This is a genomic window from Variovorax sp. KK3 (assembly GCF_001984055.1).
In the GTDB taxonomy this organism is placed as follows: domain Bacteria; phylum Pseudomonadota; class Gammaproteobacteria; order Burkholderiales; family Burkholderiaceae_C; genus Variovorax.
This window is the reverse complement of record NZ_LYVO01000080.1, coordinates 1-26,188: the sequence shown is the minus strand read 5'-3', so window position 1 is coordinate 26,188 and position 26,188 is coordinate 1. Positions and strand designations below refer to the sequence as shown.

At 66.1% G+C, this 26,188-nt stretch carries 24 protein-coding genes and 1 pseudogene; 18 read left to right on the top strand and 7 right to left on the bottom strand.

What is annotated here, in order from left to right; translation table 11 throughout:
- Positions 1 to 252: 252 nt before the first annotated feature.
- From B0W80_RS28080 to B0W80_RS28060, 5 genes are read left to right on the top strand one after another with little or no spacing between them, the layout of a single operon-like run.
- Complete coding sequence (locus B0W80_RS28080) at positions 253 to 981, top strand: endonuclease/exonuclease/phosphatase family protein (protein WP_077002445.1); 729 nt, start codon at positions 253 to 255, stop codon at positions 979 to 981.
- Positions 982 to 992: 11 nt separating this feature from the next.
- Complete coding sequence (clsB, locus tag B0W80_RS28075) at positions 993 to 2,219, top strand: cardiolipin synthase ClsB (protein ID WP_077002444.1); 1,227 nt, start codon at positions 993 to 995, stop codon at positions 2,217 to 2,219.
- A complete protein-coding gene (locus B0W80_RS28070) occupies positions 2,216 to 3,238 on the top strand; it encodes a lysylphosphatidylglycerol synthase domain-containing protein (protein WP_077002443.1) in 1,023 nt (340 codons plus the stop codon). The genes clsB and B0W80_RS28070 overlap by 4 nt, the downstream gene beginning before the upstream one ends.
- Before the next feature lie 37 nt (positions 3,239 to 3,275).
- Positions 3,276 to 4,556 (top strand): putative DNA modification/repair radical SAM protein, encoded by a 1,281-nt coding sequence (locus B0W80_RS28065; RefSeq protein ID WP_077002442.1) that lies wholly within the window; start codon positions 3,276 to 3,278, stop codon positions 4,554 to 4,556.
- Between the two features lie 42 nt (positions 4,557 to 4,598).
- Positions 4,599 to 6,116, top strand: a complete 1,518-nt coding sequence (locus B0W80_RS28060; protein ID WP_077002441.1) for a UdgX family uracil-DNA binding protein — start codon at positions 4,599 to 4,601, stop codon at positions 6,114 to 6,116.
- Here B0W80_RS28060 and B0W80_RS28055 read toward each other — a convergent pair.
- Entirely contained in the window at positions 6,104 to 6,682 is a 579-nt protein-coding gene (locus B0W80_RS28055) for an acyloxyacyl hydrolase (RefSeq protein WP_077002440.1), read from the bottom strand. The genes B0W80_RS28060 and B0W80_RS28055 overlap by 13 nt on opposite strands.
- A 185-nt stretch (positions 6,683 to 6,867) precedes the next feature.
- On the opposite strand from B0W80_RS28055, the gene B0W80_RS28050 reads away from it, so the two are divergent.
- Entirely contained in the window at positions 6,868 to 7,371 is a 504-nt protein-coding gene (locus B0W80_RS28050; RefSeq protein ID WP_077002439.1) for a polyhydroxyalkanoate granule-associated phasin, read from the top strand.
- 10 nt (positions 7,372 to 7,381) lie between these two features.
- Here the strand turns inward: B0W80_RS28050 and B0W80_RS28045 are convergent, their stop codons facing one another.
- The 5 genes from B0W80_RS28045 to dnaA form a co-directional block, all read right to left on the bottom strand.
- Positions 7,382 to 8,569, bottom strand: coding sequence for a metallophosphoesterase (locus B0W80_RS28045; RefSeq protein WP_143684810.1), 1,188 nt, complete (start codon positions 8,567 to 8,569; stop codon positions 7,382 to 7,384).
- Between the two features lie 170 nt (positions 8,570 to 8,739).
- Entirely contained in the window at positions 8,740 to 9,249 is a 510-nt protein-coding gene (locus B0W80_RS28040) for a hypothetical protein (RefSeq protein WP_077002437.1), read from the bottom strand.
- Between the two features lie 177 nt (positions 9,250 to 9,426).
- Positions 9,427 to 12,048, bottom strand: coding sequence for a DNA topoisomerase (ATP-hydrolyzing) subunit B (gene gyrB / locus B0W80_RS28035; protein ID WP_077002436.1), 2,622 nt, complete (start codon positions 12,046 to 12,048; stop codon positions 9,427 to 9,429).
- A 106-nt stretch (positions 12,049 to 12,154) separates the two neighbouring features.
- The gene (gene dnaN, locus B0W80_RS28030) at positions 12,155 to 13,261 is read right to left on the bottom strand and encodes a DNA polymerase III subunit beta (RefSeq protein WP_077002435.1); all 1,107 of its coding nucleotides are present in this window, start codon (positions 13,259 to 13,261) and stop codon (positions 12,155 to 12,157) included.
- Positions 13,262 to 13,525: 264 nt separating this feature from the next.
- On the bottom strand, positions 13,526 to 14,905 hold the full coding sequence (gene dnaA, locus B0W80_RS28025; RefSeq protein ID WP_077002434.1) for a chromosomal replication initiator protein DnaA: 1,380 nt from the start codon (positions 14,903 to 14,905) through the stop codon (positions 13,526 to 13,528).
- A gap of 296 nt (positions 14,906 to 15,201) precedes the next feature.
- Between dnaA and rpmH the strand changes: the two genes are divergently transcribed.
- The 8 genes and pseudogenes from rpmH (at position 15,202) to B0W80_RS35175 (ending at position 20,993) form a co-directional block, all read left to right on the top strand.
- Positions 15,202 to 15,336: a 50S ribosomal protein L34 gene (rpmH, locus tag B0W80_RS28020; RefSeq protein WP_047486751.1), complete on the top strand. Its 135-nt coding sequence runs from the start codon at positions 15,202 to 15,204 to the stop codon at positions 15,334 to 15,336.
- 75 nt (positions 15,337 to 15,411) lie between these two features.
- A complete protein-coding gene (locus tag B0W80_RS28015) occupies positions 15,412 to 15,801 on the top strand; it encodes a ribonuclease P protein component (protein WP_077002433.1) in 390 nt (129 codons plus the stop codon).
- The gene (gene yidD / locus B0W80_RS28010) at positions 15,798 to 16,085 is read left to right on the top strand and encodes a membrane protein insertion efficiency factor YidD (protein WP_077002432.1); all 288 of its coding nucleotides are present in this window, start codon (positions 15,798 to 15,800) and stop codon (positions 16,083 to 16,085) included. The genes B0W80_RS28015 and yidD overlap by 4 nt, the downstream gene beginning before the upstream one ends.
- Positions 16,082 to 17,758 (top strand): membrane protein insertase YidC, encoded by a 1,677-nt coding sequence (gene yidC, locus B0W80_RS28005; RefSeq protein WP_077002431.1) that lies wholly within the window; start codon positions 16,082 to 16,084, stop codon positions 17,756 to 17,758. The genes yidD and yidC overlap by 4 nt, the downstream gene beginning before the upstream one ends.
- A 77-nt stretch (positions 17,759 to 17,835) precedes the next feature.
- The gene (mnmE, locus tag B0W80_RS28000) at positions 17,836 to 19,242 is read left to right on the top strand and encodes a tRNA uridine-5-carboxymethylaminomethyl(34) synthesis GTPase MnmE (RefSeq protein WP_077002430.1); all 1,407 of its coding nucleotides are present in this window, start codon (positions 17,836 to 17,838) and stop codon (positions 19,240 to 19,242) included.
- Between the two features lie 90 nt (positions 19,243 to 19,332).
- Complete coding sequence (locus B0W80_RS27995) at positions 19,333 to 19,800, top strand: cyclic nucleotide-binding domain-containing protein (RefSeq protein WP_077002429.1); 468 nt, start codon at positions 19,333 to 19,335, stop codon at positions 19,798 to 19,800.
- A 92-nt stretch (positions 19,801 to 19,892) separates the two neighbouring features.
- Positions 19,893 to 19,964: pseudogene (locus tag B0W80_RS36535) on the top strand (zinc-ribbon domain-containing protein); the annotation flags it as partial.
- 252 nt (positions 19,965 to 20,216) lie between these two features.
- Complete coding sequence (locus tag B0W80_RS35175) at positions 20,217 to 20,993, top strand: hypothetical protein (protein WP_143684809.1); 777 nt, start codon at positions 20,217 to 20,219, stop codon at positions 20,991 to 20,993.
- A 20-nt stretch (positions 20,994 to 21,013) separates the two neighbouring features.
- Here B0W80_RS35175 and B0W80_RS27990 read toward each other — a convergent pair whose 3' ends face one another.
- Entirely contained in the window at positions 21,014 to 22,999 is a 1,986-nt protein-coding gene (locus tag B0W80_RS27990; RefSeq protein ID WP_077002428.1) for a monovalent cation:proton antiporter family protein, read from the bottom strand.
- A 67-nt stretch (positions 23,000 to 23,066) separates the two neighbouring features.
- On the opposite strand from B0W80_RS27990, the gene B0W80_RS27985 reads away from it, so the two are divergent.
- From B0W80_RS27985 to B0W80_RS27970, 4 genes are read left to right on the top strand one after another with little or no spacing between them, the layout of a single operon-like run.
- A complete protein-coding gene (locus B0W80_RS27985) occupies positions 23,067 to 24,068 on the top strand; it encodes an SIS domain-containing protein (RefSeq protein WP_077002427.1) in 1,002 nt (333 codons plus the stop codon).
- Positions 24,068 to 24,619: an HAD family hydrolase gene (locus B0W80_RS27980; RefSeq protein WP_077002426.1), complete on the top strand. Its 552-nt coding sequence runs from the start codon at positions 24,068 to 24,070 to the stop codon at positions 24,617 to 24,619. The genes B0W80_RS27985 and B0W80_RS27980 overlap by 1 nt, the downstream gene beginning before the upstream one ends.
- Positions 24,616 to 25,257, top strand: a complete 642-nt coding sequence (gene lptC / locus B0W80_RS27975) for an LPS export ABC transporter periplasmic protein LptC (RefSeq protein WP_077002425.1) — start codon at positions 24,616 to 24,618, stop codon at positions 25,255 to 25,257. The genes B0W80_RS27980 and lptC overlap by 4 nt, the downstream gene beginning before the upstream one ends.
- On the top strand, positions 25,254 to 26,027 hold the full coding sequence (locus B0W80_RS27970) for an SDR family oxidoreductase (RefSeq protein WP_077002424.1): 774 nt from the start codon (positions 25,254 to 25,256) through the stop codon (positions 26,025 to 26,027). Before lptC ends, B0W80_RS27970 begins: the two co-directional genes overlap by 4 nt.
- Positions 26,028 to 26,188 lie beyond the last annotated feature (161 nt).

Sequence of the window (26,188 nt, the reverse complement as noted above, 5' to 3'; positions counted from 1 at the left end):
TCCTTGTCTTGAAGTTCAAAAAATTGAGCCCTTCCCGAAAGACTCTGAGTTCAACGTAGGCGCCGCCCCGTCCGGCAGTTGTGGGGAGGAGGCCGGGGCACCTGTAGGAGCGTGCCAACGCTCTGCGAAGGGGAAGCGAGAAGTTGGCGGGCTCCTACAAGCGAGGCGCGCAGTGCGCCGTACAACTCGTTCATCGTGAAACCTTCCTCGCCCGCTGTCGGCACCGCAGCCCCGCCGAAATCGCTCAAGGTCATGACCGTGAACACCCACAAGGGCTTCACGATGATGAACCGCAAGTTCATCCTTCCGGAGCTGCGCGAAGCGGTGCGCACGGTGGGTGCGGACGTCGTGTTCTTGCAGGAGGTGCTGGGCGTGCACACGCGGCATTCGAGCCGCGTCGACAACTGGCCAGAGGCACCGCACTACGAATTCCTGGCCGACACCATGTGGCCGCAGTTCGCGTACGGCCGCAACGCCGTGTATCCGCGCGGACACCACGGCAATGCGGTGCTGTCGAAGTTTCCGATCGTCCATCACAAGAACCACGATGTATCGATCGTGGGCCCCGAGAAGCGTGGACTCCTGCACTGCGTGCTGCGCCTGCCGGGTCGCGTCGTCGACGTGCATGCCATCTGCGCGCACCTGGGCTTGGCCGAGAACCACCGCCAGCAGCAGCTCGAGCTGTTGTGCCACATCGTGCGCGACGAGGTCCCGGCCGACGCCCCGCTGATCGTGGCGGGCGACTTCAACGACTGGCGCGGTCGCGCCCACCGCATCCTGGAAGACGGCGCGCAGTTGCGCGAAGTGTTCCTGCATGCCAACGGCCGCGCGGCCAAGACCTTTCCGGCCCGCATGCCGGTGCTGTCGCTGGACCGGATCTACGTGCGCAATGCCGGCGTGCACGCGCCAGTGGTGCTGCCGCGCCGCCCCTGGTCGCACCTGTCGGACCACGCGCCGCTGGTGGCGGACATCGAACTCTGAGGACGCACATCATGGGCCAGCGGTGGATCGGCGGAAACAAGGTCGAACTGCTCGAGAACGGCGAGGAGTTCTTTCCGCGCGTCTACGACGAGATCAAGCGTGCAGAGCACGAAGTCATCATCGAAACCTTCATCCTGTTCGAGGACAAGATCGGCCACGCGCTCGCCGAGGCGGTGTGCGAAGCCGCGCAACGCGGCGTCAAGGTCGATCTGATGGTCGACGGCTTCGGCTCGCCGGACTTGTCGGATGCCTTCATCCAGAAGCTCACTGGCGCCGGCGTGCGCATGCGCGTGTTCGATCCGGGCCGTCAGCTCTTCGGCCAGCGGCTCAACGTGTTCCGCCGCATGCACCGCAAGATCGTGGTGATCGACGGCTGCATTGCTTTCGTCGGCGGCATCAACTATTCGGCCGACCATGTGATGGACTTCGGGCCGAAGGCCAAGCAGGACTACGCGGTGTTGCTCACGGGGCCGATCGTGACCGAGATCCATCGATTCGTGCTGCACGCGATCGCGGTGGGCGGCAAGGGGGCGAGTTGGTTCCGCCGCCGCCTCAAGGCCGCGCCGCCTAACGCCGAGGTGGGCCCGACCGGCAAGGCCGAGCTTCAGTTCGTGACGCGCGACAACCGGCGCCACACCAACGACATCGAGCGGCACTACCTGGCTGCCATTCGCAGTGCGCGACACAGCATCGTGATCGCGAATGCCTATTTCTTCCCGGGCTACCGGATGATCAAGGCACTGCGCCGCGCGGCGCGGCGCGGCGTGGAGGTCAACCTGATTTTGCAGGGCGAGCCCGACATGCCGATCGTGAAGGTGGCCGCGAGCATGCTTTACCACCACCTGCTGCACGCGGGCGTGCACATCTACGAGTATTGCCAACGGCCGCTGCACGGCAAGGTCGCTGTGGTAGACGAGCAATGGAGCACGGTCGGCTCGAGCAACCTCGATCCGCTGAGCCTGTCGCTGAACCTCGAAGCCAACGTGATCGTGCGCGATGCGGCCTTTGCCGACCAGCTGCGCGGCAAGCTGAACATGCTGATGCAGAACCATTGCAAGCGCGTCAAGGCCGCCGACCTCGACGAGTGGAGCGGCTGGCGCCTGGTGCGCAGCTTCTTCGTCTTTCACTTGCTGCGCTGGTATCCCTCGTGGGCAGGCTGGCTGCCGCGCCACGCACCTCGGCTCCATCCGGCGCATTTGCCTCCCGCCACGGGTGCGACGCAGACGGAAAACGCATGAGCGGTGCATCGCGGCCCACCCTGCACGCCGGCGCCGCAGCGCCTGCGCGGGAGGGACGCGCCTGGTGGCCCTGGGTCAAGCGGATCGGCGCCTGGACCTTCTTCGCCCTGGTGGCCTGGCTGCTGGTGCAGCAGGCCCGCACGATCGACTGGAGCGAGGTGCTCACGGCGGTAGGCGAGATTCCGCTTCCGGCGTTGCTCGGCGGGCTGCTGCTGGCGGCCTGCAGCTTCACCCTTTACAGCACCTACGACGTGCTGGGCCGGCACATGACCGGCCATTCGCTCAAGGCGCCCACGGTGATGGGCGTGACCTTCATCAGCTATGCCTTCAACCTGAACCTGGGAGCGCTCGTCGGCGGCGTGGCTTTTCGCTACCGGCTGTATTCGCGGCTGGGGCTGGACAACGTCACCATCACGCGCATCCTCGGCTTCAGCATGCTGACCAACTGGCTCGGCTACCTGGTCGTCGCCGGCTTCGCCTTCTTCTTCTGGCCGCTGGGCCTGCCGCCTGAATGGAAGATCGAGGGCGACGGCCTGCGCCTGCTCGGCGGCGCACTGCTGGTGGTGGCCGCGGGCTATCTCGTGATGTGCGCGGTGGCGCGTGAGCACACCTGGCATATCCGCGGCCACGAACTGCAGACGCCGGCGCTCGGCATGGCGCTGCTGCAATTGCTGCTCTCGTGCGCCAACTGGTCGGTGATCGGCGGGGTCATCTGGCTGCTGCTGGAGCAGCAACTGCCCTATCCCCAGGTGCTGGCCGTGCTGCTGGTGGCGGCGGTGGCCGGCGTCATCACCCATGTGCCAGCCGGCCTGGGCGTGCTCGAGGCCGTCTTCGTCGCACTGCTGTCGCACGAGATCGCGACCGATCGCCTGCTCGGTGCGCTATTGGCCTACCGCGCCATCTACTACCTGCTGCCATTGGCCATCGCGACGGCGGCATACCTGGCCATGGAGTTGCGAGCGCGGCGGCGGCGCAGGTTGGGGCTGAGTTCAAAAGCAGGGCTGGGCAGCCAACCTTGACGGCGACAGGGTCGGCCTGAAGCTGTATATTCGTACAGTGAATGTTCAGGACAAGCTCGCCATCCTCGCCGACGCGGCCAAGTACGACGCGTCGTGCGCGTCGAGCGGTGGCACGAAGCGCGACTCGACCAAGGGCCGAGGCATCGGCTCGGTCGACGGCAACGGCATCTGCCACAGCTTCACGCCCGACGGACGCTGCGTATCGCTGCTCAAGATCCTGCTGACCAACTTCTGCACCTACGACTGCCTCTACTGCGTCAACCGCGTCACCAGCAATGTCCCGCGGGCCCGCTTCACGGTCGACGAAGTGGTGGCGCTCACGCTGGACTTCTATCGCCGCAACTGCATCGAGGGCCTGTTCCTGAGCTCGGGCATCATCCAGAGCCCCGACTACACGATGGAGCAGGTGGTCGAAGTGGCGCGGGTGCTGCGCGAGGAACACGACTTCCGCGGCTACATCCATCTCAAGACCATCCCGGATGCCGCACCCGAATTGCTCGCTCGCGCCGGGCGCTATGCCGACCGGCTCAGCATCAACGTCGAGTTGCCGACCGAGCTCGGCCTCGCCTCGCTGGCGCCCGAGAAGAACGGGCCGGCCATCCGGCGGTCGATGGCGCGCATGCGCGTGCACATCGACGACGCTCGCAGCGCGGCGAAGGAGGCCTCTGCGCCGAAGGTGGTGTCGATGCCGCGCTCTCAGCCGCGACGCGCGAAGCCGGAACCCTTTGCACCGGCCGGCCAAAGCACGCAGATGATCGTCGGCGCCGATGCGGCGGACGACCGCGCCATTCTCACGACCAGTGCCACGCTGTACGGCTCCTATGGCCTGCGCCGCGTCTATTACTCGGCCTTCAGTCCCATCCCCGATGCGGCATCCACCCTGCCGCTGAAAGCGCCGCCGTTGATGCGCGAGCATCGGCTTTACCAGGCAGACTGGCTGATGCGCTTCTATGGCTTCTCGCACGACGAGATCGTGCCTGCGGCTGCACCGGGCGGCATGCTGAGCCTGGACGTCGATCCGAAGCTGGCCTGGGCGCTCGCGCATCGAGAGCGCTTTCCGGTGGACCTCAACCGGGCACCACGCGAGATGCTGCTTCGCGTGCCGGGGTTGGGCGTGAAGGCGGTCGACCGGCTCGTGGCCGCCCGCCGCGTTCGGCAGCTCCGCAGCGACGACCTGCGGCGGCTCCGCGTGCCGGTATCGAAGGTGCTGCCCTTCGTGATGACGGCCGACCACCGGCCCGGCCGTGCGCTCGAAGCAGCCGACTTCGCCGCACGCTTCCAGCCGGCACCGGTGCAAGCCTCTCTGTTTTCCGCCTGACGACCTACACCGGCGCAACGCGCCGGCTTCGTACCTTGCGTCATGGTGCAGCACCTCGTCACACTCGACGGCGAAACCGATTGGCCCGGCTTCCGGCGCGAGGCGCGCGCGCTGATCGCTGCGCTGGTGCCGCCGGAGCAAGTGGACTGGTGCACGCGAGACGATTCGACTGCTGGCCTGTTCGCCGAGACGTCGACCCCGCCGCCTGCGCGCACGCCGACGAATCGCACCGCCCAACTCGTGGTGCCTGCTTCCTTCGTGGCGTTGTGCGAGGCGGTGATCCTGCATGCCGATCCGGAACGCTTCGCCCTCTTGTACCGATTGCTCTGGCGCCTGATGCACGAGCCCGGCCTGCGCGGTGATCCGCTCGACCCGGACCGGATCCGCGCCCGCCGCATGGCGCAGGCCGTCAAGACCGACATGCACAAGATGAAGGCCTTCGTGCGCTTTCGCGAAGTCGATGCGCACGATGGAGGTGGACCTTTGCACGTCGCGTGGTTCGAGCCCACGCATCACGTGGTGGAAGCCGTCGCGCCCTTCTTCATGCGCCGCTTCGCGCAGATGCGCTGGGCCATCCTCACGCCGCGGCGCAGCATCCGCTGGAATGGAGAGCTTCTCGAACTTGGACCCGGCGCGGCGCGCGACGACGCACCGCCGGCCGATGCAGGCGAGGCACTCTGGCTCACCTACTACGCCCACACCTTCAACCCGGCACGCCTGAACCTCGCGCAGATGCGCAAGGAGATGCCGCGGCGCTACTGGCACAACCTGCCCGAATCGCCGCTCATCGACACCTTGGCACACGATGCGCCGGTGCGCAGCGCCGACATGATCGAGGCCGCGCCGAGCGTGCCCTCACGCCGCATTCCGATCGCCGTGAACGACGTTCGGTCCAGGGAGTTCGCCATGGCCACCAACGCCGAGACCATTGCCTTGCCCGACGATCCCGAGCGTGCCTTGGCGATCCTGCGCGAGGCTACCGACCATTGCCGCGAATGCCCGATCGGCGCGCATGCCACGCAATCGGTCTTTGGCGAAGGGCCGGTCGGCGCGACCGTGATGGTGGTCGGCGAGCAGCCGGGCGATCAGGAAGACCTGCAGGGCAAGCCATTCGTCGGGCCATCGGGTCGCCTGTTCGACCAGGCCGTGGCCGACCTGGGCTGGTCACGCGAACAGCTCTACGTGACCAATGCGGTGAAGCATTTCAAGTTCGAGCTGCGCGGCAAGCGGCGCATGCACAAGACGCCGGGGCAGCGCGAAGTGGCGGCGTGCCTGCATTGGCTCGACAGCGAGATCGAGCAGGTCCGGCCGCAAGCCTTCATCGCATTGGGCGCGACTGCGGCGCGCGCATTGCTCGGTCGGCCTGTTGCCGTGATGCGCGAGCGCGGTCAGTGGCACACCGACGCGCGCGGTCTGCCGGTGCTCGTCACGCTGCATCCCTCGGCGTTGCTGCGCGGTGATCCGGCCGAGCGCGAATCGGCGTACGCAGCGTGGCTCGACGACCTGGCCCTTGCGAGCGACCGGATGGGTGCCGCCCGCGAAGCGGGTCAAAAACGATAGGCGTAGCGCAGCTTGTAGAAGTTCTCGCCCGGGTTGGGCCGCCTGATGCCCGCATTGGAGAAATGCTGCACACGCAGCGACAGCTCATGCCGCCCCTGCTCGCCGAAGTTGCGGCCGATGCCGAGTTGTTCGGTGAACTGGAAGCGCGTGCTGAAGCTGCGATCGGGCGTCTCGTAGCGGTCGTTCATCGACGTGACGCCGAGGCCTGCATCGATGAACCAGGGCGATGCGCCTTCGTCGAAGCGAAAGCGCCACAGCGCGATCGCACCGATCTGGGTGAAGCTGCGGTGCTCGCTGCGGTCGACCGTGGGCGCTCGCCACTGGCTCAGGAACAGATCCGCATAGGAGGTGACCGCGGTGCCCCAGAAACGGTGCGGCGAGCCCCAGGGGAGCACCACGCCGAGCGTGACCGAATTGGTGCTGGTGTCGTTGTGGGGAGCACGTCCGCCATCGACGTAGAGCGAAGTGACGTGGTCCTCGAGCGCGCGGGCCGGGAAGGAAAGCGACATCAGCGCTGCGGCGAGCAGCAAGGTGGCGCGTGATTCGATCTTTTTGTTGTTGGGCATTCCTGGTTGACCTTCGGCAAATGGAGCGGCAAGAATCATCACCGCTGCGGCCGAAGCCTGCTCAGGTGTTTTGCCGTCACGGAGGGTAGGAAATCTTCGCTCAAAACACGCAGCGACGCAGCGCAAGCCGGGCGATGAGCCTATAGTTTGCGGACACACCCCACGACGCTCCACGCACTCTCCCCATGCCGGCCCTTCCTCCCCCCGCCTCGCGCTTCTTCAATCCCCTTGCCTTATGGGCCGACGTGGCCTTCAAGACGCACGAAACCTTGCTGCAGGCGGGCTCGGTGATTCATCTGCGCACCGAACGCATGGCTCGTGCCGGGCTGACGCCCACGGCCGAAGACCTGGCCGAGATGCAGCTGATGGGCCACGAGAAGCTGGCCGCCGCCACCGAATCCGGCGCGGCCATCGCCAACCAGATGCACAGCACCCAGTTCGGCCTGGTCAATCGCGCGGTGCGCGAATGGCTGGGCAGCGCGGTCGCGTTGAGTTCGCTGGCCACCAGCGTCACCCCCACGCAGATCGCGACGCACGGCCGCGCGCTCGCGGGTGCCACCACCCGGTCGGCCGCCACCATGAGTCAACTGTCGAGCGCCGGGGCACGCATCGCCCAACGGGGCCTCAAGCCGATTCACGCCAAGACCAGTGCGAATGCGCGGCGCCTGGCGCGCCAGCGGCCGTCTTGAGTTCGCGCGCTCAGCTGCGCTCGGGCACCAGCCGCAGCAGCGTGATTTCGGACGGGGCGCCGAAGCGCTTGGGCGGCCCCCAGTAGCCGGTGCCGCGGCTCGTGTAGACCCACATCTGCTGCAAGCGGTGAAGTCCGGCGGTGAAGGGCTGCTGCAGCGGCACGAACAGGTTCCACGGAAAGAACTGGCCGCCGTGCGTGTGGCCGGAGATCTGCAGCTGATAGCCCGCCTCGGCCGCGGCAGGTGCGCTGCGCGGTTGATGCGCCAGCAACAGGCGCGTGCGCACCAGGGGTGGCGCGCCGCGCAGGGCGCGCTTCGGGTCGCTGGCATGGGCCGCATCGAAATGCACCGCGGTGTAGTCGGTCACGCCGGCCACCACCAGGGCGCTGTCGAGCACCTCTTCATCGGTCTGCGCGCCTTTCACGCTCCGCGCCTGCAGCACCACGTGCTCGTTGAGCAGCACGCGCAAGCCCAGGCGCCGCAACTCGTCGATCCAGGCATGGGCACCCGCGTAGTACTCGTGGTTTCCGGTGACCACGAAGGTGCCGTGGCGTGCGCGCAGCCCGGCCAGCGGCGCGATGTGCTCGCGCAGTTCGGCCACGGTGCCATCGACCAGGTCGCCGGTGATCGCGACCATGTCCGCGCCCAGCCGGTTGACCGAATCGACGATGCGCTGGATGTAGCCGCGCCGGATGGTCGGCCCGACGTGGATGTCGCTGAGTTGGGCGATGGTGAAGCCGTCGAGGCCCGGCGGCAGGTCGCGGATGGGCACGTCGACGTGCACCACTGCCGCGACACGGCGCGCATTGAAGAAGCCCACCAAGGTCACGGCCGTCGCAATCAAGGGCACCGCCGCCGCGCTCCAGGACATCACGCGCGGCCAATCGACGGGCCAGGAACCCGCAAGCGCCAGCAGCCAGCCCGAAAGCAGGCCTGCATCGCGCACCACCGTGAGCACGAACATGGAAGAAAACCAGCCCATGCTCAGCAGGCCGAGCCACCGCCAGCCGTCGTGCAGCGCACGGCCTCGGAGTGCGCGTGCACCGGCGAAGGGCAGCGGCATGGTGAGCGCCGACACCGCCAGCGCACCGAGCACCAGCAGCCATGCCGCGCCGAGCCCGCTCAGCGCAGGCAGCAGCCGCAGGCCGATGTAGACATGCAGCAGTGTGGTGAGGAGGGTGAGGGGTCGGAGCGGCATCGAAGCCTTGCACGGTAGCAGGGATGCGAAGTTCGCATGTGGATGCGCCGAGCATCGCATTCAAGGCGCGTGCCAGCAAAAAGCCGCATCAGGCTTTTTTGAAGGCGACAACCCCCAGCGCCGCTTCGGCCAGAACACATTCACGCTCGAGCGGGCCGAGCGTCGTCGGCTCAGTCGTTGGTGCGCGCTGCCGCTTGCTGCTCGGCGCGGCGCGATCCGCCGGCATGGGCGAAATCGACATTGGAAGGCCAAACGAAGGCGACCCGTGCGCCCACGCCATTGAACACGACCAGCGGCTGGCGCAAGCTGACGCCCGCGAGCGTCGCCTCCACCTCGTAGGAGCCCGGGTCCAGGCGCGCCAGCATGTAGGGCGCTGCGGCGACGGCTTCCATCACCGGCCGACCGGTGTAGCGCTCACGCACCGTCACCTGGATGTCGGAAGGCATCTGACCCACCTTGGCACGGTTGACCGAGAACTCCAGCGTGGCCGCCCAGCGCGGCGCCACCATTCGCATGAAGTCGGCCTCGGCGCTGCTGTTGCCGCCGCACATGTACTCGATGCCCTGCGCAACCTGGATGGTCGGGTTGGTCAGTGCATGCGCCGACGTGCCAGCCGCCCAGACCATCGCCACGGCGGCGGCCATGGCCGCATTGCTCCACGCGAAACGGATCGGTTTCATCGCTGCTGTCCTCGCTCCAAAAAAACGGCGTCAATCCGCCGGAATTTTGCTTAGCAAGAGTCGGGCTAGCTATAGCGTTTCACCCAATGCGCCGGCAACCCGGGCGCTGCAGCAAGCGAATTCAGCGATTCGCCGAGGGCGCGGCGCACCCCCGGCACACCTCTCTTCTTCTCTCTCTCAAACGTCGATGTTCGCGGCCCGCAGCGCGTTCTGCTCGATGAACTCCCGCCGCGGCTCGACCTCGTCGCCCATGAGCATGGTGAACACCCGGTCGGCCTCGATCGCGTCGTCGATCTGCACCCTGAGCAGGCGCCGCACGTTCGGGTCCATGGTCGTTTCCCACAGCTGCTCGGGGTTCATCTCGCCCAATCCCTTGTAGCGCTGGCGCGAAGTGGCGTGCTCGGCCTGGCCGATCAGCCAGCGCATGGCCTCGCGGAAGTCGCCGACCTTCTCTTCCTTGCCCTTCTCGCCTTCGCCACGGCGCACCACGGCGCCATCGCCCAGCAGGCCACGGAAGGTCTTGGCAGCTTCGGCCAGCGCGGCGTAGTCGGCGCCATGCACGAAGTCCTGCGTGATCACGCTGCTCTTGATGTTGCCGTGGTGGCGGCGGCTGATGCGCAGCAGCGGCTTGTCGGTGCGCACATCGAATTCGCTGGCCACCTCGGCCGGCACGCCGGTCGTGGTGAGTTCGCGCAGCCTAGCCTGCAATGCCACGGCAGAGGCCTCGGCGCTGGCCGTGGTGTCCAGGTCCAGCGACACGCCGTCGGCGATGGCGCGCAGCGCCTCGGCATCGAGGAAATTGCCCAGGCGGGCGATCACGGCCTCGGCCAGCTGATGCTTGCGCGCCAGTTCGGCAAGGGTGTCGCCGCCGAGCGTGGTGGGGCTCGTGCCACCGGTCTGGATGCTCGCGTCCTTGAGCGCCACGCGAAGCAGGAAGGCGTCGAGCGCGGGGCCGTCCTTGAGGTACTGCTCTTCCTTGCCGACCTTGACCTTGTAGAGCGGCGGCTGCGCGATGTAGATGTGGCCGCGCTCCACCAGCTCGGGCATCTGGCGATAGAAGAAGGTGAGCAGCAGGGTGCGGATGTGGGCGCCGTCGACGTCCGCGTCGGTCATGATGATGATGCGGTGGTAGCGCAGCTTCGCGACGTTGAAGTCGTCGGCGCCGCCACCGGCCGTGGTCGCACCGGCGCGGCCGATGCCGGTGCCCAGCGCGGTGATCATGGTCAGGATTTCGTTGCTGGTCAGCAGCTTTTCGTAGCGCGCCTTCTCGACGTTCAGGATCTTGCCGCGCAGCGGCAGGATGGCCTGGAACTTCCGGTCGCGGCCCTGCTTGGCAGAGCCGCCGGCGGAGTCGCCCTCCACCAGGTAGACCTCGCACAGGGCCGGGTCCTTCTCCTGGCAGTCGGCCAGCTTGCCCGGCAGGCCCATGCCGTCGAGCACGCCCTTGCGGCGCGTCATCTCGCGAGCCTTGCGCGCCGCCTCGCGGGCACGCGCGGCCTCGACGATCTTGCCGCAGATGATCTTGGCGTCGTTCGGACGCTCCTGCAGGTAGTCGCCGAGCAGGCGGCCCACGATGTCCTCCACCGGCGCACGAACCTCGCTGGACACCAGCTTGTCCTTGGTCTGGCTCGAGAACTTGGGCTCGGGCACCTTCACGCTCAGCACGCAGCACAGGCCTTCGCGCATGTCGTCGCCGGTGACTTCGACCTTGGCCTTCTTGGCCAGTTCGTTCTCTTCGATGTACTTGTTGATCACCCGCGTCATCGCCGCACGCAGACCCGTCAGATGGGTGCCGCCGTCGCGCTGCGGGATGTTGTTGGTGAAACACAGCACCTGCTCGTTGTAGCCGCTGTTCCACTGCATCGCGACCTCGACGCCGATGTGCGTGCCGGGAATGCCGCCGTAAGTGTCGGCCGGCCGCTCGCCCATGGCGTAGAACACGTTGGGATGCAGGACCGTCTTGCCCTTGTTGATGAACTCGACGAAGCCCTTGACGCCACCGGCACCGGAGAAGTCGTCTTCCTTGCCGGTGCGCTCGTCCAGCAGACGGATGCGAACGCCGTTGTTGAGGAAGCTGAGTTCGCGCAGGCGCTTGCTCAGGATCTCGTAGTGGAAGTCGGCGTTCTCCTTGAAGATTTCGGTGTCGGGCAGGAAGTGCACTTCGGTGCCGCGCTTCTCGGTGTCGCCCGTCACCTTCATCGGCGAGACCTCGACGCCGCCGACCGTCTCGACGAGGCGGTTCTGCACGAAACCCTTGCTGAACTCGAGCACGTGCACTTTGCCCTCGCGCCGCACCGTGAGGCGCAGCATCTTCGACAGCGCGTTGACGCAGCTCACACCCACGCCGTGCAGGCCGCCCGAGACCTTGTAGCTGTTCTGGTTGAACTTGCCGCCGGCGTGCAGCTCGGTCAGCGCGATCTCGGCGGCCGAGCGCTTGGGCTCGTGCTTGTCATCCATCTTGACGCCGGTGGGAATGCCGCGGCCGTTGTCGACCACCGAGATCGAGTTGTCGGTGTGGATGGTGACGACGATGTCGTCGCAGTGGCCTGCGAGCGCCTCGTCGATGGAGTTGTCGACCACCTCGAACACCAGGTGATGCAGGCCGGTGCCGTCGGAGGTGTCCCCGATGTACATGCCGGGGCGCTTGCGCACCGCCTCCAGGCCTTCGAGGATCGTGATCGACCCCTCGCCGTAGCTGTCGACAGGCGGCGTGACTTCGATGGGGATCGCGTTCTCGATCTCGGGCGTGTAGACCGGCTCGGTGTGCGGCGTTTCCGGCTTGTTGGCTTCGCTCATCAGGATGTTCTCTCTCTCGGGGACCGTGTTTTCTTCGTCTCTGTAAAGACCAAGCCCGCGGAATACCGCGGGCGGTCTGGCTTCTCCCTGGCGGACGCTGGCGCTGGCGTCAGATGCGCATCGGCATGACGACGTACTTGAAGGAGGCGTTCTCGGGGATGGTCATCAGCACCGAGCTGTTGGAGTCGGCCAGATCGAGCTTCACCATGTCCTGGCTCATGTTGGCCAGCGCGTCGATGAGGTAGCTGACGTTGAAACCGATCTCGATGGTATCGCCGCCGTAGTCGATGTCGAGTTCGTCCTGGGCTTCTTCCTGCTCGGCATTGTTCGACGCGATGCGCAGCGTGCCGGGCTCGATGTTCAGGCGCACGCCCTTGAACTTCTCGCTGGTGAGGATCGCGGTGCGCTGCAGGCTCGCCAAGAGCGGCGCACGGCCCAGCGTGATGCTGTTCTTGTGGTTCTTGGGGATCACGCGGTTGTAGTCGGGGAACTTGCCCTCGACCAGCTTGGTGACGAACTCCATGCCCTCGAACGCGAACTTGGCCTGGTTGTTGGCGAACTGCATCTCGATCGCGCCCTCGGCGTCGGACAGCAAGCGCTGCATCTCGAGCACGGTCTTGCGCGGCAGGATCACTTCTTGCCGCGGCACTTCGACGTCGAGCGTAGCCGAGGCGAAGGCCAGGCGGTGGCCGTCGGTGGCCACCAGGCTGAGTTGCTTGCCCTCGGCCACGAACAGGATGCCGTTCAGGTAATAGCGGATGTCGTGCACCGCCATCGCAAAGGACACCTGGCTCAGCAGGTCCTTCAGCGTCTTTTGCGGCACGCTGAACACCGGTCCGAAGTTGGCCGATTCCTGCACGAGCGGAAAGTCTTCAGCCGGCAGCGACTGCAAGGTGAAGCGGCTCTTGCCGCCCTTGAGCACCAGCTTGCTCGCGCTGGACTCCAGGCTGACCGTCTGGTCGGCGGGCATGGTGCGCAGGATGTCGATGAGCTTGCGCGCGCCCACGGTCGTCGTGAAGTTGCCTTCGTCGCCGCCGAGTTCGGCATGGGTGCGAATCTGGATTTCCAGGTCGCTGGTGGTGAGCTGCAGACGAGAGCCGGTCTTGCGGATCAGCACGTTGGCCAGGATCGGCAGGGTGTGGCGTCGCTCCACGATGCCTGCCACCGACTGCAGGGCGGCGAGGACTTTGTCTTGTGTGGCCTTCAAAACGATCATGCTTACCGCTTCCTTTATTTCTTTAATTCAAATTAGTAGTAGTAGATAAGGGACGCGCCCCGCTGTGGACAGGGCGATTTTCCGCTTTTGCGACAGGCACTTGCCTGTGCCCGCAGGCTGTGCGCAGCCGCGCTTCGGTGCTGTCGCGCCAAAACGAACAACTTGGCGACACGTGCCGGGCCTGTGGACAAGCATGCGTTTGTGCCGGAATTTTCCCCAGAGTTGTCCTTTGACAGGACTTCCCGATTCTGCGAGAGATGTGCATCAGCCTTTGAGGGTTTGCTCCAGCACGTGCAGTTGCTGGTTGAGTTCGGTCAGCTGCTGGCGCTCGCCCGATATCTTGCGCACCGCGTGCAACACCGTCGTGTGATCGCGGCCGCCGAAGAGCTCGCCGATCTCGGGCAGGCTCTTCTGGGTCAGCTCCTTGGCCAGGTACATCGCGATCTGGCGCGGCCGGGCGATCGAGGCCGGGCGCTTCTTCGAGTACATGTCGGCGACCTTGATCTTGTAGTAGTCGGCCACCGTCTTCTGGATGTTCTCGACCGAGATCTGCCGGTTCTGGATGGACAGCAGGTCGCGCAGCGCCTCGCGTGCCAGGGCGATCGAGATTTCTTTCTGGTTGAAGCGGGAGTACGCCAGGATCTTGCGCAGCGCACCTTCGAGTTCGCGCACGTTCGAGCGCACGTTCTTGGCCACGAAGAAGGCTACTTCTTCGGGCATCTCGGCGCCTTCGACGCGCGCCTTGTTGATCAGGATGGCCACGCGCATCTCGAGCTCGGGCGGCTCGATCGCCACCGTCAGCCCGGAATCGAATCGCGACACCAAGCGCTCGTGGATGTCTGCCAAGCCCTTCGGGTAGGTGTCGCTGGTCATCACGATGTGCGACTTCTTGGCGAGCAGCGCTTCGAAGGCGTTGAAGAACTCTTCCTGCGTGCGGTCCTTGTTGGCGAAGAACTGCACGTCGTCGATCAGCAGCAAGTCGAGCGAGTGATAGCGCTCCTTGAACTCATCGAAAGTCTTGCGCTGATAGGCTTTGACCACATCCGAAACAAACTGCTCGGCATGGATGTAGAGAACTTTGGCATCGGCGCGGTCGGACAGCAGCCGGTTGCCCACGGCGTGCATCAGGTGGGTCTTGCCCAGGCCGACGCCGCCGTAGATGAAAAGCGGGTTGTAGAGGTGGCCGGGCGTGCCGGCCACGTGCATGGCGGCGGCGCGTGCCATCCGGTTGGCCGTGCCTTCGACCAGCGTCTCGAAGGTCAGGCCTGCGTTGAGTCTGTTCTTGAAGGCACCGTTGGCTGGATCTTCACCCGGACCGGCAACGTCTCTCGGCACATCGGCCTCGACGACGATGGCCATCGACACCGGCCTGGCAACGATTTCTCGAGGAGCAAGCGCTAACTCGATGATCACCGGCTGGCCGTAAAGCTTCTCGGCCATGGCGGCGATCTTGCCGGCGTACTGCGCCCGAATCCAGTCCAGCTTGAACCGATTGGCGACGTAGACCGTGACGCGGGACAGGTCGTCCGCGACCTTCGCGGTCAGCGGCTTGATCCAGGTGTTGAATTGCTGTTCGGACAGTTCCTGCGCGAGCTGGTCGACGCAGGCCTGCCATAGGCTGTCACCGATGCCTTCACTCGGCATGGAGGCTCTGTAGGGTGGAGTGTCCCTCGTTCATTTTGTCGTTCTGCTTGTGGATAGTCGCCCCCGGAATGGGCCGGTGATTCTAACTTGTCAAAACCTTATCCACATGGTTTTCCTGTGGTGCGAAACCGGTCCCCGCGCGCCCTTGGATTGTTGGTCGCCCGAATGTTTGCGATAATTCCGGGTTTCCCTGAAAACCTCTTTGTGTGTTTCGGGGGTTCTCAGAGTCAGCAGAGTCATATTGAGCACTCAGCCCTGCGGGCGCATCGCCACCAGGGTCCACCAGGAAATCCATCATGAAACGCACCTACCAAGCCTCCAAGACCCGCCGCGCCCGTACCCACGGTTTCCTGGTTCGCATGAAGACCCGCGGCGGTCGCGCCGTCATCAACGCACGGCGCGCCAAGGGCCGCAAGCGCCTGGCCGTCTAAGGGCCGTCGCCGGCATCGTTGCCAGTCGTGCCGCTAGCGCCGCCACATTCCGACGGCGTATTGCGGCCGACATCCGTGCAGCGGCTCCAGACCCGCGCGCAATTCCAGGCCGTCCTTGCAGGTGTCACCGTGGCGCGTACCGCGCACTTTGCCTTGCATCGCTGCGCACTCGACGCGCAGCCCGGCGCCACGCCGCTGTTCACCGTGCAGGATCTGTGGGTCGGCGCCATGGTGCCCAAACGCTGGGCGCGCCGGGCGGTGACCCGCAACGCCATCAAGCGCCAGATCTATTCCATGAGTGCAGCCGCCGGATCCTCGTTGCCACAGGCTGCGCACCTGGTGCGCCTTCGCGCAGCCTTCGATCGCAAGGAATTCCGCAGCGCGACCTCCGATGGGCTCAAGGCCGTCGTCCGCGCTGAGCTTCGGCAACTGCTGGAGCGCGCGGTTGCTGCGCGCGCATCATGAAAACGCTGTTGATCGGCCTGGTGAAGGCCTACCGACTGCTGTTGAGCCCGTGGCTCGGGCAGAGTTGCCGCTTCGAGCCCACCTGCTCGGTCTATGCGATCGAGGCGCTCGACGTGCATGGTGCAGCGGCAGGCAGTTACCTCACCCTTCGCCGCCTTGTCCGCTGCCAACCGTGGTGCAAGGGCGGCCACGACCCCGTTCCCTCGATGGAGGCGTATCGGCACCGCCGCTCCGGCGCGCTGTTCTCCTCCCTCTTCTCCGACGACAAGAAGTCTTCTTCATGAACGATATCCGCCGCACCATCCTGTGGGTGATTTTTGGTTTCTCGCTGGTGCTGCTGTGGGACCAATGGCAGGTCTACAACGGTCGCAATCCCACCTTCCTGCCATCGACCAAACCGCCTGCCACGGCGGCGGCACCGGTGACCACGCCGGCCGGATCGTCGACGAACGCGGTGCCGCAGCCCAGCAGCACGACACCGGCCGCCACCAGCGGCGCCGGCGCCGTGCCGGACGGCAAGACCGCTGCACCAGCAGCTGGGGAGCGCGTGGTCGCGACGACCGACGTGCTCAAGCTCACTTTCGATACCGAGGGCGGCTCGCTCGTGCAAAGCGAATTCGTGCAGCACGACGACCTGGCTGAAAAAGACAAGCCCTTCATCCTGCTCGACCAGAGCCCGAACCGCTACTACGTCGCACAGACGGGCCTGATCGGCGGCACCTTCCCGACGCACAAGACGCCCATGCGCTTCAGCGGGGAGCGCGCGCTCAAGGACGGCGCCAACGAACTGGTGCTGCGCTTCGAATCAGCCGACCTGGGCGGCGTCAAGCTGGTCAAGACCTGGACCCTCAAGCGCGGCTCCTACGACATGGCCGTGCGCCACGAGATCGTCAACACCGGCACCGCGCCGGTATCGCCGCAGCTCTACCTTCAGATCGTGCGCGACGGCAACAAGCCGCCGGGCGAGTCCTCGTTCTATTCGACCTTCACCGGCCCGGCGGTCTACACCGAGGCCAAGAAGTACCAGAAGATTGAGTTCAAGGACATCGAGAACAACAAGGCCGAGTTCGTGAAGGAGTCGCCCAATGGCTACGTCGCCATGGTGCAGCACTATTTCGCGAGTGCCTGGCTGCTGAAGGACGGCATCCAGCGCGACCTCTTCGCCCGCAAGGTCGACAACAACCTGTACGCCATCGGCATGATCACCTCGGCCGGTGCCGTGGAGCCGGGCGCGACCAAGGCGATCGACGCCGAATTCTTCGTCGGTCCGCAGGCCGAAAAGACGCTTGAGGCGGTGGCGCCCGGCCTCGAACTGGTGAAGGACTACGGCATCTTCACGATCATCTCCAAGCCGCTCTACTGGTTGCTCGACAAGCTGCATGGCATGCTGGGCAACTGGGGCTGGGCCATCGTCGCGCTGGTGGTGCTGCTGAAGGCCGCTTTCTACTGGCTCAACGCCAAAGCCTACGCCAGCATGGCCAAGATGAAGGCCATCAATCCGAAAATCATGGAAATGCGCGAGCGGCTCAAGGAAAAGCCGCAGGAGATGCAGCAGGAGATGATGCGCATCTACCGCGAAGAAAAGGTCAATCCGATGGGCGGCTGCTTCCCCATCCTGATCCAGATACCGGTGTTCATCGCGCTCTACTGGGTGCTGCTGTCGTCCGTCGAAATGCGCCACGCGCCGTGGATCGGCTGGATCCATGACCTGTCCGCGCCGGACCCCTGGTACATCCTGCCGATCGTGATGACCGCGACCTCGCTGTTCCAGACCTGGTTGAACCCGACGCCGCCCGATCCCATGCAGGCCAAGTTGATGTGGATCATGCCGTTGGCCTTCAGCGTGATGTTCATCTTCTTCCCGGCCGGTCTGGTGCTGTACTGGATCACGAACAACGTGCTGTCGATCGCGCAGCAGTGGTTCATCAACAAGCGCCTTGGCGTGCTCGGCAAATAGCGCAAGCGCGCACGCCTCCTCGAGCAAGGGCCGCAGAATGCGGCCCTTCTCATTGCCGAAGCCTCATCATCCACGCCATGCTGGCCCGCACCAACGACCCGATCGTCGCCATCGCCACCGCTGCCGGCCGCGGCGCGGTGGGTATCGTGCGGGTGTCGGGCGCCCGACTCGCCCCCTTGATCGAATCGATCTGCGGCCGCAACCTTCGGCCGCGCGAGGCGACGTACCTGCCCTTCCGCGATGCGGCCGGCACGGCCATCGACCAGGGCCTGGCAATCCATTTCCCTGCGCCTCATTCCTACACCGGCGAAGACGTGCTGGAACTGCAAGCCCACGGTGGGCCGGTGGTGCTGCAACTGTTGCTGGCCCGATGCCTGGAAGCCGCAGCGGAAAAGGACGCGATATCCGGTCGCTCGCGGCTCGCGGGCCTGCGCGTGGCCCAGCCCGGTGAGTTCAGTCAGCGCGCCTTTCTCAACGGCAAGATCGATCTGGCACAGGCCGAGGCCATTGCCGACCTGATCGATGCAAGTACCGAAGCGGCCGCGCGCAGCGCCGGTCGCTCGCTCTCGGGCGCCTTCTCGCAGGAGATCCACGCACTGCGTGATGCCCTGATCCATCTGCGCATGCTGGTCGAGGCGACGCTCGACTTTCCTGAAGAAGAGATCGACTTCCTGCAGAAGGCCGACGCGCAGGGCCAGCTCGTTTCGTTGCAGGCGCGGCTCGAGGCAGTCCGGCAGCGTGCACGTCAGGGTGCGCTGCTGCGCGAGGGGATCAAGGTGGTCATCGCGGGCCAGCCCAACGCGGGCAAGAGCTCCTTACTGAACGCATTGGCCGGTGCCGAACTCGCGATCGTCAGCCCGGTGCCGGGCACGACGCGCGACGTGGTGTCGCAGACCATCCAGATCCAGGGCGTGCCCTTGCACGTCGTCGACACCGCCGGACTGCGCGACAGTGCCGACGTGGTCGAGCAGATCGGCGTGGCGCGCGCTTGGGGGCAGATCGAAGGTGCCGACGCCGTGCTGTTTCTGCATGACCTCACGCGCGTCGACGCAACCGAGTATGCGCAGGCCGATGCGGACATCCTTCGCCTTTTGAGCAACAAGCTGTCGACCGGTGTGCCGGTGCTGGATGTCTGGAGCAAGCAGGACGCGGCGGCAGCGGCCGCGCCGAACACCGGTGTCAGTCTGTCTGCCAAAACCGGCTTCGGCATCGAAGCACTCAGGCATCGCTTGCTCGAGATCGCCGGCTGGCAGGCCGTGCCGGAAGGGCTCTACCTGGCGCGGGCACGTCATGTGGAGGCGTTGAACCGCGTCACCGAACATTTGGCGCTGGCCGCCGAGCATTTGGCGGCCAGGGCGCAATCGTTGGATCTGCTGGCGGAAGAGCTGCGCTTGGCTCAGAACGCGCTCAACGAAATCACGGGCGAATTCGGGTCGGACGACCTTCTAGGCGTGATTTTTTCGAGATTCTGTATCGGAAAGTAGACATTAAGCGTTAAAACTCGTGACTTCTGTCACTGGCGATTGTCGCAATGGCACATACTTGGCTTCGCCACGCACACCAGGTAAATCAGCATGTCCACCAGCATCCAGGATCTTTGCCGGGCCGTCGCGCAGAACACGAGCTACGACGCCTTTGCGCCGGCTTTCAACGCCCAGCAGTGGGAAACCTTCGCGAGCTACCTTCAGCCCTTCGACCTGGCTGCGGGGCAGGTGCTGATCGACCAGGGCGCGCACGATCGCACGTTGTACTTCATCGAGCGTGGTGCGCTGAGCGTGCACATGCTGGGCAGCCAGGGCCAGATGAGGCTCGCGATCCTCAACCCTGGCTCCGTGGTGGGCGAGGGTGCTTTCTTCTCCAGGTTGCCGCGCTCGGCCAACGTCGTCGCCACCGGTGCGGCACGGGTCTGGCGGCTCACGGCCATCCGCTTCGCCGAGTTGTCGAACCGCCAACCCAGCCTCGCGGTCGAGCTCACGATGGCATTGGGCGCGGTCATTGCGAAGAGAATGGTCAACAAGCCCAAACGGGTGGCAGTGACCTGAAACCTGGGGCGTGAACGCGGGCGCGGCTGGCCATCTGCCGTGCCGCTGGTGATTCGCGAACGTGATTGCGTCGAGTCGGAGGGACTCTTGAGATGGCTGTGCTGTGTACATCCTGCCAAACGGACAACCGTGATGGCGCCAAATTCTGCAAGGGGTGCGGTCATCGGCTGGTGTCAGCCCCTGTTGCATCGAACGCCCCGCCACCAGCCAGCGACGGCTGGGCTGTGACTGAACGGCTTTCGCTGCCAGACGCGCGAGCTTCGTCAATGCCCGCGACGGAGCCCGTTTCTGCATCTGCATCTGCTCCGGCGGCTGACGATGCAACGGTTCTCATCGTTCCGGCCCCGGCCCCGGTGCCGACCGCAGTGCCGCCGACACCGTCTTTGACCCCGCCGCGAACGTCGCGCCCAGCTCCGTTGTCACCAGCGAAGCCGAAGTTCAAGCCGACCACGCGGCCGGCGGTGCTCGCCAGCGCGCCTGTAGCTCCGCGCCGATCGGGGGTCACCTGGGCGGTCGTGGGCCTGCTGGCCGTGGTGACGGCCGTCGGGGCGTGGTACGCGACCGGTCGGGGCGACGCCGCAGCGCCGGTGGTGGCATCGGCCGCTTCGACCACTGCAGTACAGGGGCCCGTCGCCATCGCGCCGTCGCCGCAGCCAGTGCCAGCGCCGGCGCCAGTACCTGCGCCAGCCATTGCGCCCGAGCCTGCTCCGCCGTCGGCGCCGGTTGCCGTGTCGGCCGCTCCACAGGCGGCAGGTGTCGTGCAGCCGCCGCCCGTCGCGTCGGTCGAAGCGACGCCGCCGTCACCATCCGTCACTGCGGCAGCGCCACCTTCGAAGCCGCCTGCACCCGCGACCGCGACCCCGGCCCGCGTGGAGCCATCACGCAAGACGACGGCTGCAGCCCCGGCCACGCCTGCCGCCGCACCCCGCAAGGCGCCTGTTACCCCGCCGCCGCCCGCTGCCACGCCCGCTCTCACACCGGCACCCGCGGCCGTCGTGGCGATGGCGCCGCCGGAGCCTGTCGCACCGCCCGCTCCTGAGGCGGTGTGTGCCAGCCAAGGCTTCTTCGGCCGCGCGCGCTGCATGGTCACGCAGTGCGCGAGGGCCGAGAACAAATCGAACGCCCAGTGCGATGCCGTACGGCGTCAGCAACAGGTCGACGAAGAAAAGCGCAATCCGAGCCAGTTGAACTGAGCGCTGCGCAGCTGGTGTGCTCAGCCCTTCTGCAGCAGCTCGACGGCCACGGCAAGCGCGCCCGGCTTGCCTGACAGCACCAAGGTGTCGCCATCGGCCAGCAGGGTGGCGTCGTTCACTTCCTCGGCCTTGCCGTCGCGCCGCCGCAAACTGGCGACCCGCACGCCTACGGACTGCAGCGCCTCTTGATTCAGCACGCGGCCCACGGCGCGCGCATCGGCCGTCAGGGTGAAGCTGTTGAGTCGCTCGTGATCGAGCTCGTCGACGTTGTCGTCGTCCGCACCGTGGAAATACCCGCGCAGGAGGTTGTAGCGGGCATCACGCTGGTCTTGCACCACCCGGATCACGCGGCGCATCGGTACGCCCACCAGCGCCAGCGCATGGCTGGCCAGCATCAGCGAGCCCTCGATGGCTTCCGGCACCACCTCGGTGGCGCCGGCCTCCTGCAGCTTTTCCAGTTCGCGATCGTCCTTGGTCCGCACGATCACCGGCACCTGCGGCGCATGGGCACGCGTGTTGGCCAGCACCTTGAGTGCGCCCGGCACGTCCAGATAGGTCACGACCACCGCGCTCGCACGCGCCAGGCCGGCCGCCATCAGCGCCTGCAGCCGCGCCGCGTCGCCGAAGACCACCGAGTCGCCCGCCGCCGCCGCCTGGTGCACGCGATCCGGGTCCAGATCGAGCGCCAGGTAGGGAATGCCTTCGCGTTCCAGCACCCTCGCCAGGTTCTGGCCGCAACGGCCGTAGCCGCAGATGATGACGTGCCGCGCGGTATTGATCGTCTTGCGCGCGATGGTGGTCATCTGCAGCGACTGCTGCAGCCAGTCGCTCGCCACCAGCTTGCGCACGATACGGTTGCTGTACATCACGATGAAAGGCGTCGCCAACATCGACAGCACCATCGAGGCCAGCACCGGGTTTGCCAGCCAGTCCGGCAGCAGTTCTCTGCCCTGCGCCAGACTCAGCAACACGAAGCCGAACTCACCGGCCTGCGCGAGATAGAGGCCCGTTCGCAGCGACACGCCGGCCGTCGCGCCCAGCAGCTTTGCCAGCACCGTCACCAGCAGCAGCTTGAAGGCCAGCGGCAGCAGCAGCAATGCGCCGACCAGCAGCCAGCGGTCGACCACGATGTGCCAGTCCAGCGACATGCCGATCGTGATGAAGAACAACCCCAGAAGCACGTCGTGGAAGGGCCGGATATCGGTCTCGACCTGGTGCTTGAATTCGGTCTCCGAGACCAGCATGCCGGCCACGAAGGCCCCGAGTGCCAGGCTCAACCCTGCCAGTTCGGTGAGCCAGGCCAGCCCGAGCGTGACCAGCAGCAGGTTGAGCATGAACAGCTCTTCGCTGCGGCGACGTGCAACCAGCGTCAGCCACCATCGCATCACCCGCGGACCGCCATAGAGCAGCACCGTGACCAGGAAGCTCGCCTTCAGCAGCGCGATGCCCAACGCCTTGAACATCGTCTCGGGTGGCGCGCCGAGCGCCGGAATCAGCACCAGCAGCGGAACCACCGCCAAGTCCTGGAACAGCAGCACGCCCATCACGCGCTTGCCATGTTCGCTTTCGAGCTCCAGGCGCTCGGCCATGAGCTTGACCACGATGGCCGTGCTGCTCATCGTGAGCGCGCCCGACAGCGCCAATGCGGTCTGCCAGCCGAGTTGCCAATCGGGCGGCAACCAGGTGGCGAGCGCCAGGCTGCCGAACGTCGCGATGGCGATGGTCAGCATCACCTGGAGCAGCCCCAGCCCGAACACGTGCTTGCGCATCGCCCGCAGCTTGGGCAGGCTGAACTCGAGCCCGATCACGAACATGAGGAAGACGACGCCGAATTCGCCCAGGTGCCGGATGCCTTCGACGTTCTGGGCGAAAGCCAGCGCGTGCGGGCCGATCAATACCCCTGCGCCCAGGTAGCCCAGCATCGGCGGCAGGCGCAGATACCGGCACGCGACCACGCCGACCACTGCAGCCAGCAGGTACATCAGCGTGAGGTCGAAGGAGGTCATGCGTCGATGCTACTGAATGTAGACCTCGCTGCCGGCCCGGCGGATGCGCGACCGATAAAATTCCGCGATGAGCTCCAGCCCCGATCCGGTCCTCGCGACCTCCGCCGACGCCATGCTTACGCGGGCCCGCACCACTTTCGACATCGAGGCCGCGGCCGTGCTCGGTCTCAAGCAGCGCATCGGCGCCAGCTTCGTCGAGGCGGTGCAGAAGATTCTCGGCGTGCGCGGGCGGGTCGTGGTCATGGGCATGGGCAAGAGCGGGCACGTGGGCCGCAAGATCGCCGCGACGCTGGCGTCGACCGGAACGCCTGCGATGTTCGTGCACCCCGCCGAGGCCAGCCATGGCGACCTCGGCATGATCAAGGCGGTCGATCTTGTGCTGGCCATCTCCAACAGCGGCGAAGTCGATGAACTGACGGTGATCCTGCCGGTCGTCAAGCGGCTGGGCGTGCCGCTGATCGCGATGACCGGTGGCGCAGATTCCACGCTGGCTCGCCATGCCGACGTGGTGCTCGACACCGGCGTCGAGAAGGAAGCCTGCCCGCTCAACCTGGCGCCGACCGCCAGCACAACGGCGCAGATGGCCATGGGCGATGCACTGGCCGTGGCGCTGCTCGACGCGCGTGGCTTCGGCACCGAAGACTTCGCGCGCTCGCATCCGGGCGGTTCGCTGGGCCGCAAGCTGCTCACCCACGTCAGCGACGTGATGCGCTCGGGCGATGCCGTACCCAGTGTCGGCCCCGATGCGAGCTTCAGCGACCTGATGCGCGAGATGAGCTCCAAAGGCATGGGCGCCGCAGCGGTGGTCGACGGCAAGGGCCGGGCGATCGGCATCTTCACCGACGGAGACCTGCGGCGCCAGATCGAAACGGGTGCCGACCTGCGCGCCCTGACCGCTGCCGACGTCATGCACTCCGGCCCGCGCACGCTTCGCGCCGAAGCACTCGCGGCCGAGGCTGCCGAGCTCATGGAGCAGTACCGCATCACCAGCGTGCTGGTGGTCGATTCGGCCGGCGTGCTGATCGGCGCGCTCAGCATCAACGACCTGATGCGCGCGAAGGTCATTTGATGACCGCTCTCGCATTCGAGACGGAAGCGCTGCTCGCGGCGCAGGACATCCGCATCGCTTTCTTCGACGTCGACGGCGTGCTGACGGACGGCGGCGTCTACTTCAGCGAACAGGGCGAGACCCTCAAGCGGTTCAGCATCCTCGACGGCTATGGCCTCAAGCTGTTGCGGCAAGTGGGCATCACGCCGGCGGTGATTACCGGACGCGACTCGAAGCCGCTGCGCGTGCGCCTTGAAGCGCTGGGCATCGAGCACGTGCGCTACGGTACCGAAGACAAGCTGCCCGCCGCTGAAGCCATGCTCGCTCTGCTCGGATTGACGTGGGCGCAGGCGGCCGCCATCGGCGATGACTGGCCCGACTTGCCGGTGCTCACGCGCGTGGGCTTTGCTGCTGCCCCTGCCAATGCACACGCCGAGGTCCGCGCGATCGCGCACCATGTGACTTCGGCACGCGGCGGCGAAGGCGCGGCGCGCGAGTTCTGCGACCTGCTGCTCACGGCCGGCGGCCACTATCGCAGGCTCCTCGACGCCGCACGAGGCCCGACGGCATGAAGGCCAACCGGGCGCTGAACCTGCTGCGCGATGCCCTCGACCGGGTCACGATCTACCTGCCGATCATCCTGACCGCCGTGCTCGCATTGGGCACCTACTGGTTGGTACGAAACGCGCCGAAACTGCTGGAGCCCACGGTCAAGGAGGCGCCTAAACACGAGCCGGATTTCTTCATGCGCGGCTTCGTGATCAAAACCTTTTTGCCGAGTGGCGACCTGCGCAGCGAGCTCTTCGGAACCGAAGGGCGCCACTATCCGGACACCGACACGATCGAGGTCGACCAGGTGCGCTTGCGCTCGGTGTCGCCCGAGGGGCTCATCACGCGCGCGACCGCCAACCGCGGCCTGTCGAATGCAGACGGCAGCGAGGTGCAGCTGTTCGGCAACGCGGTGGTGGTGCGCGAAGCCGCAACATCAGCGAGCGGCAAGGTCAATCCGCGGCTCGAGTTTCGCGGCGAGTTCCTGCATGCCTTTCTCGACACCGAGCGCGTGAAGTCGCACAAGCCCGTCACGCTGATCCGCGGGTCCGACCAGTTCACCGCGGATACGCTGGACTACGACAACCTGACCGGGGTGGCCAACCTGCATGGCCGCGTGCGGGGCTTGCTGATGCCGTCCACGCCCGGGGCCAAGCGTTGAAGCCGTTGATCTTCATCACCGGCGCATCGAGCGGCATCGGCCAGGCACTGGCGGCGCGCTTTCATGAAAGCGGCTACCGGCTGGCCCTCACGGCGCGGCGCACGGCGGAGATCGAGTCCTGGGCGGCGGGTCGCGGCATCGGCGTCGGCGACGCCCAGGTTTACGGTGCGGATGTGGCGCAAGTCGACAGCATCGTCGCCGCAGGACGTGCATGCATCGAATCGCAGGGCGTGCCTGATGTCGTGATCGCCAATGCCGGCATCAGCGTCGGCATCGACACCGAGGATCGCGGCGACCTGGATGTGTTGGCCGAGACGCTGGCCATCAACAACGTGGGCTTGGCCGCCACCTTCCATCCCTTCGTCGCGCCCATGCGCTTGCGTGGCAGCGGGCGCTTGGTCGGCATCGGCAGCGTCGCGGCGATCCGTGGCTTGCCCGGCCACGGCGCCTACTGCGCCAGCAAGGCCGGCGTGGTGGCTTACTGCGAGAGCCTTCGCGGCGAGCTGCGCGGGAGCGGCGTCAAGGTCGTCACCTTGTGTCCCGGCTATGTCGACACGCCGCTCACACAAGGCAATCGCTACGGCATGCCTTTTCTTCTGACGCCGGCGGAGTTCGCGGATCGGGCCTTCGGCGCGATCGAGGTCGGCACCAGCTACCGCGTGATTCCGTGGCAGATGGGCGTGATCGCGAAGCTCATGCGAGCGCTGCCCAATGCGCTGTTCGATCGGGCTGTCCAGGGCCGCGGCCGCAAGAAGCGGCGCCACGAATAGAAGCCGCGGCTGCCAACGAAAAAGGCTCCTGTGATGGAGCCTTTCATCGTTGCACCAGCAATGGATGCGAGTGTCAGTAGCCGCTGTTGTTGCCGCCACCGCCGCCGTAGCCACCGCGGCCACCACCACCGCCGCCACGTGGGCCAGCGCCGTAGGGGCTG